Below are 13,206 nucleotides of genomic sequence, written 5' to 3' on the forward strand. Positions count from 1 at the left end.
CCGGATGCCCGATATTTCGGCGGCCGGTGGCGCGTTCCGGTTGCGGTCTTGGGCAGTAAGCAGGAAAGTCGTCTCCTGACGTCTCCTTTTCCGTAACACAACCTCCACGGGTAGCGCGATGACAAACCAGCACGAGAGCTTTCCCGATCTGATGCATGAAGACTCGTTCGAGGTCGTCATGCGCGGCTACAGCCGCCGCCAGGTCCACGACTACATGAGCCGCACCCGCAACCAGGTCCGCGATCTGGAGGAACGGCTCGCACGGGCGATCGACCAGGTGGAACAGAGTCGTGCGGAGCTGGCTGACGCTCGTCGGCGGCTTTCCGACGCCCCCCAGGACTACGACGAGCTCGGCGAGCGGCTCAGCCAGATCCTGAAGCTGGGCGAGGAGGAGGCCGCCGCCAAGCGGCAGGTCGCCGACGCCGAGGCGACCAAGCTCCGCGACGACGCCGCCACCGAGGCCGAGCGGATGGTCACCTCCGCCATGGAGCGGGCCGAGGGCATTCTGAACGCCGCCCAGCAGGAGGCGGAGCGGCGTGTGTCCGAGGCCACGAACGCCTCCGAGCAGATGCTCTCCCAGGCGGGCAACGAGGCGGAGGAGACCGTCAACGCGGCCCGCGCCGAGTCCGAGGAGACCCTGCGCTCGGCCCGTGCGGAGGCCGACCGCATCCTCACCTCCGCCAGGCACGAGGCCGAGCGGATGATCGACAGCGCCCGCACCGAGGCCGAGTCCACGGTGACCTCAGCCAACGCCGAGGCCCACGCCACGCTGACGGCGGCCCAGCAGCGCGCCACGATCCTGGACGAGACGACCGGGCGCCGGGTGACATATCTCACCGACACCCACCACGAGGTCATGCGCCGGCTCAACGAGATGGGTGCCGTCCTCGGCGACCTGATCCACCGCGAGGGCGCGGCGGGCCCGCTGATCGACGAGGCCTCCGTGCTGCCCCCGGCGCCCGCGCAGCAGGCCCTGCCCGCCCCGGACGCCCCGCGGGCTCCCGAGCTCGCCGCCGCCGAGGCTCAGGACGGCCAGGACGGCGCGGAGGGCGACTTCTCCGGGCAGGACTTCTTCACCCCCAGGGCCGACTTCACCCCCGACCAGGCAAGGGACGGGCAGGACGAGGAGACCCTGCTCGTCGTCGAGTCGGACGTCGAGGCCGTCCGAGTGATCGTCGAGGACGACGGGGACGGCCGGGAACGGCGCGGCCGGACGGGGAACGACGAGTACGTCGCCCGCTCGTAGCCCTTCCGCTGCGGGGCGTCCTGTGTCCGGGGCGCCCCATGACGGGCGAGGAGACGTCCGGCGGATGGCCCGGTCCGTGTGGTGTCACATCCCACCGGTGTGCGGGCCGCGAATTCAAGCTGGTGTGATCAAGCGAAAGGCCCCCGCCCCCGATGGGTCGTGGGCCTTTCGCGATTGGGGGCCCGGTGCCGGGGCCGCGCGATCCGCTGAACCAGGCACCGGGCGGCTCTTCAGGAGTCCTCGTCCGGGCCGGCCGGCCGCTCGGAGAGGTCCTGCTGACGATGGAGCTGCTCGCGCAGCTTCTCGGGGTCGTCCGCGTCGATGGTCATCGCGCATCCGAGGTCACGCTGGGCGGAGGTCAGCGGGTGGTGGCGGGTTGCCCACCACCGACCCGCGTCGCTCCGCCAGATCGTCCACGCGGGAAACTCCCGGGCGATTTCCGCCAGATGCCGATCGAATGACATCTATGCACCTTCCCCGCGCCCAGGCCCTCGCGACGTCCACCTCTCGACGGTGATGCACTTCTCTAGAGAAATCAATGATCGTGGGGGACAGGTCAACCTATCGCTTGACGAGTCGCCTTGATCTATGCGTCGAAGTCGTACTGGAGTACATAGGACGCGGCGTCCAGCACCATCTCGTTGACCTCGACGGCTGTCCCGTCCGCCGTGTAGGCGACACGACCGATCGCGATGACCGGGGTCCCCGCGGGCAGGTCGAGCTGGACGGTCTCGTGGGGGTGGGGCATGCGGGCCCGTACCTCCTCGGTGAAGTGGGCGGGGGCGTGGCCGAGGTCGCCCAGGCGCGCGTAGACGCCGCCGGGGCCGGTGTCCCGCAGGGTGATCGGTGTGCCCTCGACGAGAGCCGCGGGGAAGCAGGAGACCGACAGCTGCACGGGCCTGCCGTCGACCGAGTAGCGTCTGCGCCGCACCCACACCTCGGCGCTGCCCAGGACACGTGCGACCTCCTCCTCGGCGGCCTCCCTGCCGATCTCCACCTCGTCGACGGCGTAGGGGCGCCCCGAGGTGTCCGAGTCCCAGATCGCCTGGCCCTGTCCCCACTGCCGCTGCGCGAGCCTGCGTGAGCCGTGCCGTCTGATCGGCCGGAACAGCCGCACGTAGACTCCCGAACCGCGTTTCGGTACGGCCAGGCCCTCGTTGATCAACACGGACAGGGCCTGTCTGGCGGTCGCGCGGGCTATGCCGTGCTCGGCCATCAGGGCGTTCTCGCCCGGAAGCCGGTCCCCGTCTCTGAGCGCGCCGGACAGGATCGCTTCGCGAAGCCCGTCGGCGATGCGCCGGTAGATCGGGGGCTCGGGAGGAACCGGGGATTGCTGCACGTTATATCACCCTCTGTCACCAACCGGGTTTGGCGTCTCCAGAGAACTTGCCCCGTCTTGTCCACGATCGCACAGATGCAGACGATGGTCCCGTGCTTCTTTTGAGCGGATCGTACCCGTGTGACGAATGACGGGAATTACCCGGTCCGTTACCGGACACCCGTCTCGGCCGCCGTCCGTGACGCCCACCACCTCCGCGTGACCATCGCGGCCAGTACGGCGCCCGCCGTGTTGACCAGTACGTCGTCGACGGAACTCACCCGGCCCAGGCGCAGGCCGTACTGGAGGAGTTCGACCGTGCACGACGCGCAGGCGGCCACGGCGGCGATCCGGGTGAGGGAGGCCAGGCGCGCCACGCGCGTCGGCAGCAGGGCGCCGAGTGCGGCGAAAACCAGGAGATTGCCTCCGACCTGCACGAACACGGTGACGGCCGGGCTGTCGAACAGCTCGGCGAGGTCGCGGAAGGGGACCGGGCTGACGGTGCTCGGGGCCGGTCGCGGGGTGAGGATCATCCAGATCCAGGGGACGGTCCCGGCCACCATGGCGACGTCGGCGGCGGCCGTACGGGTGGGGTGGGGGTGGCCGTCACGGGCGCGGCGGCGGGCCAGGAGGCGGACGGCGAGCAGGGCGAGCGGGACCGCCAGGGCGCTCACGACGATGACATCTCCCCATAAAGCCCAGACCTGTCGCATGGGGTAATGATGCCGGGGTACAGGAAGATGACCTTCAGGTAAGGCCCGGCTCAGCGCAGGTGGCGGCCGAGGAAGTCCAGGGCGAGCGCCCAGACGGCGGGTGCCTCCTGCGGATCGTGGAACTGCGGGGCCTCGTGGTTGAGGAAGGCGTGCCCGGCCCGTTCCGCCACGTGGACCTCCACGTTCGGCCGCTCCGCCGCGGCCCGTTCGACCAGGGCGACCCGGTCACGGGGGATGTAGGGGTCGGAGCCGCCGAAGACGAGCAGCAACGGGCAGGCGATCCGCTCCATCAACCCCGTCACGTCCGGTACGGCGGAGCCGTAGAACGACAGCACCGCGTCCGTCCGCGCGTCCGTCTCCAGGGAGGCGGCCAGCAGGTAGGCCACCGAGCCGCCCAGGCAGAACCCGACGATCCCGGCACGGCCGTCCGCCTCGGGCAGTTCGCGCAGCAGGGACAGTGCCGCCGCCGCGTCCGCGACCCCCCGGGGGACGTCGAACCGGGCGCCGACCCGTATCGACTCCGCGGTCCCGGCCTCGTCGTGGGCGGAGACCCAGCCGGGCTGGATCCGCCAGAACAGGTCCGGCGCGCCGACCACGTACCCCAGCCCCGCGAGTTCCTCGGCGACCCCCCTGATGTAGGGCCCGACCCCGTAGATCTCCTGGATCAGCAGGACGACCGGGCCATGACCGCTCTCGGGCACCCACAGATGCAGGTCGAAGGACCCGTCCGCCACGGCCACCTTCTCAACACGAGTCTCCACACGATCCTCCTGAGCCATCCGACACCTCAGCCCAGTGAACCGCATCTCCCCCGGGGGAGTTCGTCACGGGGTCTGGTCGGCCGCCGGGTAGCGGATACGAGTCCTGCGCAGGCCGTTGTGACTGACGGCGAAGACGAACGGCTCGGTCACCCGTTTCGCGGCCTCGACGATCCGTTCCTCGTTGGAGAGAAGTAGCTCAGCCATCTCCTTACCGACCACGTTGGCCTTGGCGAGGGCAAAGACGCGAGCACCACTCATGTAGATCACGCGAGCTTCGACGGCGTTGTGGGTGATTGCGAGGTCCTTGCAGATCAGGATGTCCCCGCGGATCGTCGCCTCCTCGATCCACTGTGTGTCGGCGATCCGCTGGGACTCGTCCTTGCCATAGCGCTCGTCCATGGTCTCCACGACCCATCCGGCGTCGCGGAGCGCGTTGGGCACGATGCGCGAGCCCAGTCCCCGGTCAAGGAAGAAGGTCAGTCCCGACGCCCGGATCTCATCGGCCATCTCCTGGCCTCACGCGACCTGAGGGAGGAGCGCCTCGACCTCTTCCAACCGCAGGTCGTAATCCTCGGCGACGTCGCGGCTGCCCTCTCCGGCCCGCAGGCGGCTGAGGACGTCGGCCAGTCGGACCCCCCGGCGAGCCAGGGTCGGCTGCCCTCCGTTGATCCAGGGATCGACGGTCACATCGACCTCCTCGTACCCGGGAAGGCGGATCACCTTCATCCATCCGTCCTGGTAGGAGACACGCCGCAGGTAGTCGCGTACGACGGGGCGGAAGACCTGCTGGCCGCTGCGGACCACGACCAGTCCGTCCACGGCCTCTCTTTCCGCGGGGTCGCTGGTGCGTTCCTTGAAGTCCCAGAGGACCTCGGCGCCGTCGGTCATCAGCCGCTCGCTCGCCAAGGCCTGTTCCAGACCGATGTTGTCCTCCAGCCACCGAATCGCGGGCCTGATGCGTTGCATCGGAACCTTGGCACTGCGGAAGGCGGCCAGCATGTATGCCTCGGCCAGACCGACGAACGGCACGGTCGAACCGTGTGTGCCCGCCGTGGTCACCATCGCCTCAGCCACCATGATCGGCGCGTTGATGCGCTTGTAGGCGTATCCGACCGCCCAGTTGCGGAACGTCTGGCGGGGAACACCGATCAGGTCGGCGGCCTGGACTTTGGAATAGATGGGGGTGACATAACGAAAGTCGTTGATCAGACCGGCTTTCTCGCCGGCGTTCGGCATCGTCACGGTGCCACCTCCTCCGAGGTCAGGGTAGAGAAAACGATCCGCACGCGCACATGATCTCAACTCGGAGCCGTTCCGATGTCCAGGATTTTCTGGGACGGTTCAGATGCCCCGGGTCAGGGCTCGGGAGATTCCGAGGGCGGCGGCTTTCACGGCGGGGGCCAGGCGGGTGGGCTGGAAGCGGGCCAGGGGGACGGAGACCGACAGGGCGGCGACCGCCACGCCGTCGCCGAAGACCGGGGCCGCGATGCAGGCGCCGCCGAGCTGGGACTCCTCACGCTCGTAGGCCAGGCCCGCCGCCTGGATCTGGCCGAGTGCCTCCTCAAGCCGCTTGGGGTCCACGATCGAGTGCGGGGTCAGGCGGCGCAGAGGACGGCCGAGGACCTCCTCGATGAGGCCGGGCCCCGAGTAGGCCAGCAGCGCCTTGCCGATGCCGGTGCAGGTCAGCGGGAGACGGCCGCCGACACGTGAGGGCAGGGCGAAGGACTCCTGGCCGCGGATCTTCTCGACGTAGACCACGTCGAGGCCGTCGCGCACCCCCAGGTGCACGGTCTCGTGGGTGGCCTCGTACAGGTCGTGCATGAAGGGCAGCGCGGCGTGTCTCAGGTCGCGTTCGAGGGGCACGATGCTACCGAGTTCGAACAGCCGGCGGCCGAGGTAGTAGCCGTCGTCCCGGCGGGTGACCGCCCCGATCTCGGTCAGCTCGGTGAGCAGCCGGAAGGCGGTGGTCTTGGGGAGATGGCAGCGCGCCGCGACCTCGGTGAGCCGCAGCGGGCCTCCCGTGGGGCGGAACGCGTCGAGCACGAGCCAGGACTTCTCCAGCATCGAGAGCCGGTCGGTGTTCCGTTTCACGGAACTCATTCTTGCTCAACGGAGTCCCCGCGCCTATACCCGTACGTAGTGACCAGGTGTGGTCCTTTCGTGAGGAGAAGACTTGTCTGACCAGGTGACCCACTTCATCGGTGGGGTACAGGTCGCCGAGGGGGCGACGTTCGAGACGCACGACCCCGTGACCGGCGGGGTGGTCCGCCTGGTCCACGAGGCGGACCGGGCCGTCGTCGACAAGGCGGTCGCCGCCGCCCGCGCGGCACAGCCCGGCTGGGCGGCGCTGCCGATCGCGGAGCGGGCCGGATGGATGCGCCGCCTCGCCGACGCGATCGAGGCCAGGTTCGAGGAGCTCGTCGCCGCGGAGATCGCGGACACCGGTAAGTCGATCACACAGACCCGTACGCTGGACATCCCGCGTGGCGCGGCCAACTTCCGTTCCTTCGCCGAGATCGCCGCCCAGCGCCCCGACGAGGCCTTCCATCTGAAGGACGTGCTGAGCTACACGGTGCGCAGGCCGCTCGGTGTGGTCGCGGTGATCGTGCCGTGGAACCTGCCGTTCCTGCTGGCGACCTGGAAGATCGGCCCCTCGCTCGTCGCGGGCAACACCATCGTGGTCAAGCCGTCGGAGCACACGCCGGGCTCGATGGCCGTGCTCGCCGACATCGCCGCCGAGGTCGGTCTGCCGCCGGGTGTCCTGAACGTGGTGCACGGCTTCGGCGGCGGCTCGACCGGCCAGTTCCTCGTGGAGCACCCGGGAGTGGACGCGGTCACCTTCACCGGCGAGAGCCGTACCGGGTCGACGATCATGAAGGGCGTGGCGGACCGGGTCAAGCCGGTCTCGTTCGAGCTGGGCGGCAAGAACGCCGGGCTGGTCTTCGCGGACGTCGATCTGGACGCGGCCGTCGAGGGCAGTGTGCGTTCGGTGTTCACCAACGGCGGGCAGGTCTGCCTGTGCACCGAGCGGCTCTACGTCGAGCGGCCGATCTTCGAGGAGTTCGTCACGCGCCTGGCCAAGCGGGCCGGGGAGCTGCGGTTCGGGCGTCCCGAGGACGAGGACACCACGATGATGCCGATGATCTCCGCCGAGCACCGGGACAAGGTGCTGACCTACTACCGGCTCGCCGAGAAGGAGGGCGCCGAGTTCAGGGCGGGCGGCGGCGTGCCGCGCTTCGGCGACGAACGGGACGGGGGGTACTACGTCGAACCGACCGTGCTGACCGGTCTGCCGCCGACCTCCAGGGTGAACCGGGAGGAGATCTTCGGCCCCGTCTGTCACGTCACGCCGTTCGACACCGAGGCCGAGGCGATCGCACTGGCCAACGACAGCGAGTACGGCCTGGCCGCGACGGTGTGGACCTCGCGGCTCAGCCGGGCGCACCGGGTCGCCCAGTCCCTTGAGGCGGGCCTGGTGTGGGTCAACACCTGGTACCTGCGCGACCTGCGCACCCCGTTCGGCGGGGTGAAGCTGTCGGGCATCGGCAGGGAGGGCGGCACCGACTCCCTGGACTTCTACTCGGAACCCACCACGATCACGATCAAGCTGGAGCCGGAACATGAGTGAGTGGAGCGAGGCGACCGACGCGCTCGCCGAGGCGGCCGACCAGCTGCTCGACGCGGCGCGCCACGGCAAGCCGTGTCCCCCGGTACGGCAGACGCTGCCGAGCGGCACGGCCGAGGTCGGCTACGCCGTACAGGAGATCAACACCAGGAGGGCGCTGCACGAGGGGCGGCGGCTGGTCGGGCGGAAGATCGGCCTGACCTCGACCGTGGTCCAGCGGCAGCTGGGCGTCGACCAGCCCGACTTCGGGATGCTCTTCGCCGACATGGCCTGCCTGGACGGGCTGCCCGTGCCCGCCTCCCGGTTCCTGCAGCCGAAGGCCGAGGCGGAGATCGCGGTCGTCCTCAAGAGCGACCTGGTCGGCGGGCCGTTCACGGTCGCGGACGTCATCAGGGCGGTCGACTTCGTGCTCCCGGCCATCGAGATCGTGGACAGCCGGATCGCCGGGTGGGACATCTCGCTGGTGGACACCATCGCCGACAACGCCTCAAGCGGGGCGTTCGTGCTCGGCAACACCCCGGTCGACCTGCGCGGTCTCGACCTGAGGCTGGCCGGGATGACCATGACGAGGAACGGTCAGGAGGCCTCGACCGGAGCCGGTGCGGCCTGCCTGGGGCACCCGCTCAACGCGGCCGTGTGGCTGGCCGACGCGCTCGGCGGCAAGGACTTCCCGCTGCTGGCCGGGGACGTGGTGCTGACCGGCGCGCTCGGGCCGATGGTGCCCGTCGAGGCCGGGGACGTGTTCGAGGCGCACATCGACGGCGTCGGTTCGGTAAGGGCGGTGTTCTCATGACGACGGTGACCACGGGTGGGCCGGTGAAGATCGCGATCATCGGGTCGGGCAACATCGGCACCGACCTGATGTTCAAGGCGCTGCTGTCCAGGCGGGTGGAGGTCGTCGCGATGGCGGGCATCGACCCCGACTCCGACGGTCTGGCCCGGGCCAGGCGGCGCGGGGTGGCCACCACCCACGAGGGTGTCGAGGGCCTGGTCAAGCTGCCCGGCTTCGACGAGGTGGACATCGTCCTGGACGCGACCTCGGCCGGGGCGCACGTGCACAACGACCGGGTGCTGCGCGAGCACGGCAAGCGGGTCATCGACCTGACCCCGGCCGCGATCGGGCCGTACGTGGTGCCTCCGGTGAACCTGGACGCCCACCTCGGCGAGCGCAACCTCAACATGGTGACCTGCGGCGGCCAGGCGACGATCCCGATCGTGGCGGCGGTGGCCTCGCGGGTCCCGGTGCGCTACGCCGAGATCGTCGCCTCGATCTCCTCCAGGTCGGCCGGCCCCGGCACCCGCGCCAACATCGACGAGTTCACCGAGACGACCTCACGGGCGATCGAGCAGGTCGGCGGGGCCGCGCGGGGCAAGGCGATCATCATCCTCAACCCGGCGGAACCGCCGTTGATCATGCGGGACACGGTCTACTGCCTCGTCGACGACTGTGACGAGGCCGAGGTCGAGCTGGCCGTACGGGAGATGGTTGAGCGGGTCGCCGGGTATGTGCCCGGTTACCGGCTCAAGCAGGACGTGCAGTTCGAGCGCGTCCCGGCGGGTGAGCCGCTGCCGACCGGGGAGCGCTCCGGCGGCGTCAAGGTGAGCGTCTTCCTCGAAGTCGAGGGGGCCGCCCACTACCTTCCCGCGTACGCGGGCAATCTGGACATCATGACCTCGGCCGCGTTGCGCACCGCCGAGCGGCTGGCGGAGGTGGGCGCATGAGGCTCTACGTCCAGGACGTGACGCTGCGGGACGGCATGCACGCCATCAGGCACCGTTACAGCACGGAGCAGGCGGCTCAGATCGCCGCCGCGCTGGACGCCGCGGGCGTCGCGGCCATCGAGGTCGCCCACGGCGACGGCCTCGCCGGGGGCAGCTTCAACTACGGCGCGGGCGCGCACACCGACGACGAGTGGATCGAGGCGGTCGCGGGAGCCGTACGGCAGGCGAAGCTGACGACCCTGCTGCTGCCCGGGATCGGCACCATCCACGACCTCAGGCGGGCCCACGCGCTCGGGGTGACCTCGGTCAGGATCGCCACCCACTGCACCGAGGCCGACATCTCCGCCCAGCACATCGCCACCGCCCGCGAACTGGGCATGGACGTGGCCGGGTTCCTGATGATGTCCCACATGGCGCCGCCGGAGGAACTGGCCAGGCAGGCCAAGCTCATGGAGTCGTACGGCGCGCACTGCGTCTACGTGACCGACTCCGGCGGCGGGCTGACCATGGACGGGGTGCGTGATCGGGTCAGGGCCTACCGCGAGGTGCTCGACGAGGCGACGGAGATCGGCGTCCACGCCCACCACAACCTGGGCCTCGGCGTGGCCAACTCGGTCGTCGCCGTGGAGAACGGCACCTTCCGGGTCGACGCCTCCCTGGCCGGGATGGGCGCGGGCGCGGGCAACTGCCCGATCGAGGTGTTCGTCGCGGTGGCCGACCTGATGGGCTGGGAGCACGGCTGTGACCTCAACGCCCTGATGGACGCGGCCGACGACCTGATCAGGCCGTTGCAGGACCGGCCGGTCCGGGTGGACAGGGAGACGCTGACGCTCGGCTACGCCGGGGTCTACTCCAGCTTCCTGCGTCACGCGGAGGCGGCCTCCGAGCGCTATGGGATCGACACCCGGGCCATCCTGACGGAGGCGGGCAGGCGGCGGATGGTCGGCGGCCAGGAGGACATGATCGTGGACATCGCGCTGGACCTGGCGCGCGCGAAGGAGAACGCGTGACCGACATCCACAAGCTCGCCGCGGTGCTCGACGAGGCCGCCCGTACGGCTCGCGCCGTACGGCAGCCGGAGCAGGACTACGACGTGGCGACCGCCTACCGGGTGCAGGAGGAGTTGCTGCGGCTGCGCCTGGACCGGGGCGACCGGCTGGCCGGGGTGAAGCTGGGCTTCACCAGCGAGGGCAAGCGCCGCCAGATGGGCGTGCACGACGTGATCTTCGGCAGGGTGCCGGAGTCGTCGGCGGTCCTGGACGGCTCAAACGCTGATATTTCCGGCTATATCCACCCACGTATCGAGCCGGAGGTCGTCTACCTCGTCGGCAGGCGCATCGCCACCGTCGCCGACGCCCTCGCCCCCGGCGCCGTGGTGGCCATGGCGCCCGGCATCGAGATCATCGACTCCCGCTACGAGAACTTCCGCTTCTCGCTGCCCGACGTGATCGCCGACAACACCTCGGCCGCGGGCTACGTCGTCGGCCCGTGGCGGCCGTACGACCCGGCGCTGTGGAACCTCGGCGTGCTGCTGGAGATCGACGGCCGGGTCGTCCAGGCCGGATCGACCGGAGCCATCCTCGGCGACCCGCGCAGGGCCGTGGTCGAGGCCGCGCGGCTGGCCGTACAGGCCGGGGTGGTCATCGAGCCCGGCTGGATCCTGCTGGCGGGCGCCGCGACCCCGGCCGAGCCGCTCCCGGCGGGCGCGCACGTCAGGGTGCAGGCCCAGCACCTGGGGTCGGTCTCCTTCACCGCCGCGGGCGCCGTGAACGGGGAGGCGCCGTGAGCGAGGGTGTGGTCGTCGGCGGGAAGGCCACGCCGCGTGGCAGGTTCCCGCACGTCAAGCGGGCCGGTGACCTCATCTACGTGTCCGGGACCAGCTCCCGCAGGCCGGACAACACGATCGCCGGGGCACGGGCCGACGAGTTCGGCACGGTCAGCCTCGACATCGCCGAGCAGACCAGGGCGGTGATCGAGAACATCCGTGACATCCTCCAGGCCGTGGGAGCCGACCTCTCCGACCTGGTCCAGGTGACCGCCTACCTGGTGAACATGAACGACTTCGGCGGCTACAACGCGGTCTACGCGGAGTACTTCGACGAGACCGGACCGACCAGGACGACGGTCGCGGTCCACCAGCTGCCCCACCCCCATCTTCTGATCGAGATCCAGGCAGTCGCCTACAAGGAGGAGAGCCAGTGATTCCGCCCATCGACTTCACCAAGTGGATCGACGAGCACGCCCACCTGCTCAAGCCCCCGGTGGGCAACAAGGTGATCTTCGAGGGGGCGAACGACCTCATCGTCATGGTCGTCGGCGGCCCGAACGCGCGGACCGACTTCCACGTCGACCCGTACGAGGAGCTGTTCTACCAGGTCCGCGGCAACATGCACATCAACGTCATGACCGAGGACGGGCCGGAGACCGTGCACGTCAAGGAGGGCCAGATGTGGCTGCTCCCGCCGAACCTGCCGCACTCGCCGCAGCGCCCCGAGGAGGGGTCGGTCGGCTTCCTGGTCGAGCGGATCAGGCCGGAGGGCGTGCTGGAGAAGTTCCGGTGGTACTGCCAGGACTGCAACGCCGTCGTACACGAGGTCGAGCTCCAGGTCCGTGACATCGTGTCCGACCTGCCGCCGATCTTCCAGGCGTTCTACGACGACGAGAAGGCCCGTACCTGCGGCGGCTGCGGCGCCCTCCACCCGGGCAAGGGATAGCCGTTGATCATCGACGTCCACACCCACCACGTCCCCCGGGGCTGGCCCGACCTGGGCTGGCCGCAGGCGCCCAGGCTCAGGGTCGAGTCGGAGCGGGAGGCCATGATCCTGCTCGGCGACCGGGAGTTCCGCAGGATCCAGGACGACTGCTGGAACCCCCGGGTCCGTCTCGACCGGATGGACGCCGACGGGATCGACGTCCAGGTCGTCTCCCCGACGCCGGTCTTCTTCTCCTACGAGCGTCCGGCGGCGCAGGCGGCCGGGGTGGCGCGGATCCTCAACGACCTGGCCCTGGAGATCTGCGACTCCGAGCGGCTCGTGCCGTTCTGCCAGGTGCCGTTGCAGGACCCCGACCTGGCCTGCGCGGAGCTGGACCGGTGCCTGGCGGAGGGGCACGCGGGCGTCGAGATCGGCAACCACGTCGGTGACCTCGACCTCGACGACGCGGGGATCGTCCAGTTCCTCCAGCACTGCGCGGCCGTCGGCGCGCCGGTCTTCGTCCACCCGTGGGACATGGCCGACAGCCCCCGGCTGCGGCGCTGGATGGCCCAGTGGCTGGTCGGCATGCCGGCGGAGACCCACCTGTCGGTGCTCGCCCTGATTCTGGGCGGTGTCTTCGACAGGGTCCCCGACAGCCTGCGGATCTGCTTCGCGCACGGCGGCGGCTCGTTCGCCTTCTGGCTCGGTCGCTTCGAGAACGCCTGGCACCGCCGCAACGACGTGGTCGGGACCTCGCTGCTGCCGCCCTCGGCCTATCTGGAGCGCTTCAGCGTCGACTCGGTGGTCTTCGACGAGCGGGCGCTGCGGCTGCTGGTGGACACCATGGGGCAGGAGCGGGTCATGCTCGGCTCCGACTTCCCCTACCCGCTGGGGGAGACGCCGGTCGGCTCGCTGATCAGGGGTGCCGGGTTCCTGACCGAGGAGGCGCGGGCGCGGCTGCTCGGCGGCAACGCCGTACGCTTCCTCGGCCGCTGACCCCTCTGTCCTCACGGCCGTACGGCGACGCCCGGGTGACCTGGCACGGTGGTCACCCGGGCGGCGCCGGAAGGGCCCCGTGCGAAATAGCCGACAGCGTGGGGCCGACGGGCCAAGGGGGGGGGGTGTCCC

Annotated in this window: 16 protein-coding genes; 9 read left to right on the forward strand and 7 right to left on the reverse strand. The window is 70.1% G+C overall.

Going from position 1 to position 13,206, the window contains the following annotated elements; genetic code table 11:
* The first annotated feature begins 151 nt into the window (after window positions 1–151).
* On the forward strand, window positions 152–1,246 hold the full coding sequence (locus ABZ470_RS11075) for a hypothetical protein (RefSeq protein WP_362781066.1): 1,095 nt from the start codon (window positions 152–154) through the stop codon (window positions 1,244–1,246).
* Window positions 1,247–1,476: 230 nt separating this feature from the next.
* On the opposite strand, the gene ABZ470_RS11080 is transcribed toward ABZ470_RS11075, so the two are convergent.
* From ABZ470_RS11080 to ABZ470_RS11110, 7 genes are all read right to left on the reverse strand, one after another.
* Window positions 1,477–1,710, reverse strand: coding sequence for a hypothetical protein (locus ABZ470_RS11080; RefSeq protein ID WP_362911198.1), 234 nt, complete (start codon window positions 1,708–1,710; stop codon window positions 1,477–1,479).
* 122 nt (window positions 1,711–1,832) lie between these two features.
* Window positions 1,833–2,585 (reverse strand): GntR family transcriptional regulator, encoded by a 753-nt coding sequence (locus tag ABZ470_RS11085; RefSeq protein ID WP_352014083.1) that lies wholly within the window; start codon window positions 2,583–2,585, stop codon window positions 1,833–1,835.
* A 149-nt stretch (window positions 2,586–2,734) separates the two neighbouring features.
* Window positions 2,735–3,277, reverse strand: coding sequence for a VanZ family protein (locus ABZ470_RS11090; protein WP_362911199.1), 543 nt, complete (start codon window positions 3,275–3,277; stop codon window positions 2,735–2,737).
* Between the two features lie 50 nt (window positions 3,278–3,327).
* Entirely contained in the window at window positions 3,328–4,038 is a 711-nt protein-coding gene (locus tag ABZ470_RS11095; protein ID WP_362911200.1) for a dienelactone hydrolase family protein, read from the reverse strand.
* Between the two features lie 63 nt (window positions 4,039–4,101).
* Window positions 4,102–4,545: a hypothetical protein gene (locus tag ABZ470_RS11100; RefSeq protein ID WP_362911201.1), complete on the reverse strand. Its 444-nt coding sequence runs from the start codon at window positions 4,543–4,545 to the stop codon at window positions 4,102–4,104.
* A gap of 9 nt (window positions 4,546–4,554) precedes the next feature.
* Window positions 4,555–5,274 (reverse strand): DUF433 domain-containing protein, encoded by a 720-nt coding sequence (locus ABZ470_RS11105; RefSeq protein WP_362911402.1) that lies wholly within the window; start codon window positions 5,272–5,274, stop codon window positions 4,555–4,557.
* Window positions 5,275–5,379: 105 nt separating this feature from the next.
* Window positions 5,380–6,138 (reverse strand): IclR family transcriptional regulator, encoded by a 759-nt coding sequence (locus ABZ470_RS11110; RefSeq protein ID WP_352014078.1) that lies wholly within the window; start codon window positions 6,136–6,138, stop codon window positions 5,380–5,382.
* Window positions 6,139–6,211: 73 nt separating this feature from the next.
* On the opposite strand from ABZ470_RS11110, the gene ABZ470_RS11115 reads away from it, so the two are divergent.
* From ABZ470_RS11115 to ABZ470_RS11150, 8 genes are read left to right on the forward strand one after another with little or no spacing between them, the layout of a single operon-like run.
* Entirely contained in the window at window positions 6,212–7,666 is a 1,455-nt protein-coding gene (locus ABZ470_RS11115) for a 2-hydroxymuconic semialdehyde dehydrogenase (RefSeq protein WP_362781072.1), read from the forward strand.
* Window positions 7,659–8,456: a fumarylacetoacetate hydrolase family protein gene (locus tag ABZ470_RS11120; RefSeq protein ID WP_352014076.1), complete on the forward strand. Its 798-nt coding sequence runs from the start codon at window positions 7,659–7,661 to the stop codon at window positions 8,454–8,456. The genes ABZ470_RS11115 and ABZ470_RS11120 overlap by 8 nt, the downstream gene beginning before the upstream one ends.
* On the forward strand, window positions 8,453–9,385 hold the full coding sequence (locus ABZ470_RS11125; RefSeq protein ID WP_352014075.1) for an acetaldehyde dehydrogenase (acetylating): 933 nt from the start codon (window positions 8,453–8,455) through the stop codon (window positions 9,383–9,385). The genes ABZ470_RS11120 and ABZ470_RS11125 overlap by 4 nt, the downstream gene beginning before the upstream one ends.
* Window positions 9,382–10,395: a 4-hydroxy-2-oxovalerate aldolase gene (gene dmpG / locus ABZ470_RS11130; RefSeq protein ID WP_352014074.1), complete on the forward strand. Its 1,014-nt coding sequence runs from the start codon at window positions 9,382–9,384 to the stop codon at window positions 10,393–10,395. The genes ABZ470_RS11125 and dmpG overlap by 4 nt, the downstream gene beginning before the upstream one ends.
* The gene (locus tag ABZ470_RS11135; RefSeq protein ID WP_362781078.1) at window positions 10,392–11,171 is read left to right on the forward strand and encodes a fumarylacetoacetate hydrolase family protein; all 780 of its coding nucleotides are present in this window, start codon (window positions 10,392–10,394) and stop codon (window positions 11,169–11,171) included. Before dmpG ends, ABZ470_RS11135 begins: the two co-directional genes overlap by 4 nt.
* Entirely contained in the window at window positions 11,168–11,587 is a 420-nt protein-coding gene (locus tag ABZ470_RS11140; protein WP_352014072.1) for a RidA family protein, read from the forward strand. Before ABZ470_RS11135 ends, ABZ470_RS11140 begins: the two co-directional genes overlap by 4 nt.
* On the forward strand, window positions 11,584–12,099 hold the full coding sequence (locus tag ABZ470_RS11145; protein WP_352014071.1) for a 3-hydroxyanthranilate 3,4-dioxygenase: 516 nt from the start codon (window positions 11,584–11,586) through the stop codon (window positions 12,097–12,099). Before ABZ470_RS11140 ends, ABZ470_RS11145 begins: the two co-directional genes overlap by 4 nt.
* Before the next feature lie 3 nt (window positions 12,100–12,102).
* A complete protein-coding gene (locus ABZ470_RS11150; protein ID WP_362911202.1) occupies window positions 12,103–13,074 on the forward strand; it encodes an amidohydrolase family protein in 972 nt (323 codons plus the stop codon).
* Window positions 13,075–13,206: the final 132 nt, after the last annotated feature.

The organism is Streptosporangium sp. NPDC020072 (assembly GCF_040631445.1).
Taxonomy (GTDB): Bacteria; Actinomycetota; Actinomycetes; order Streptosporangiales; family Streptosporangiaceae; genus Streptosporangium.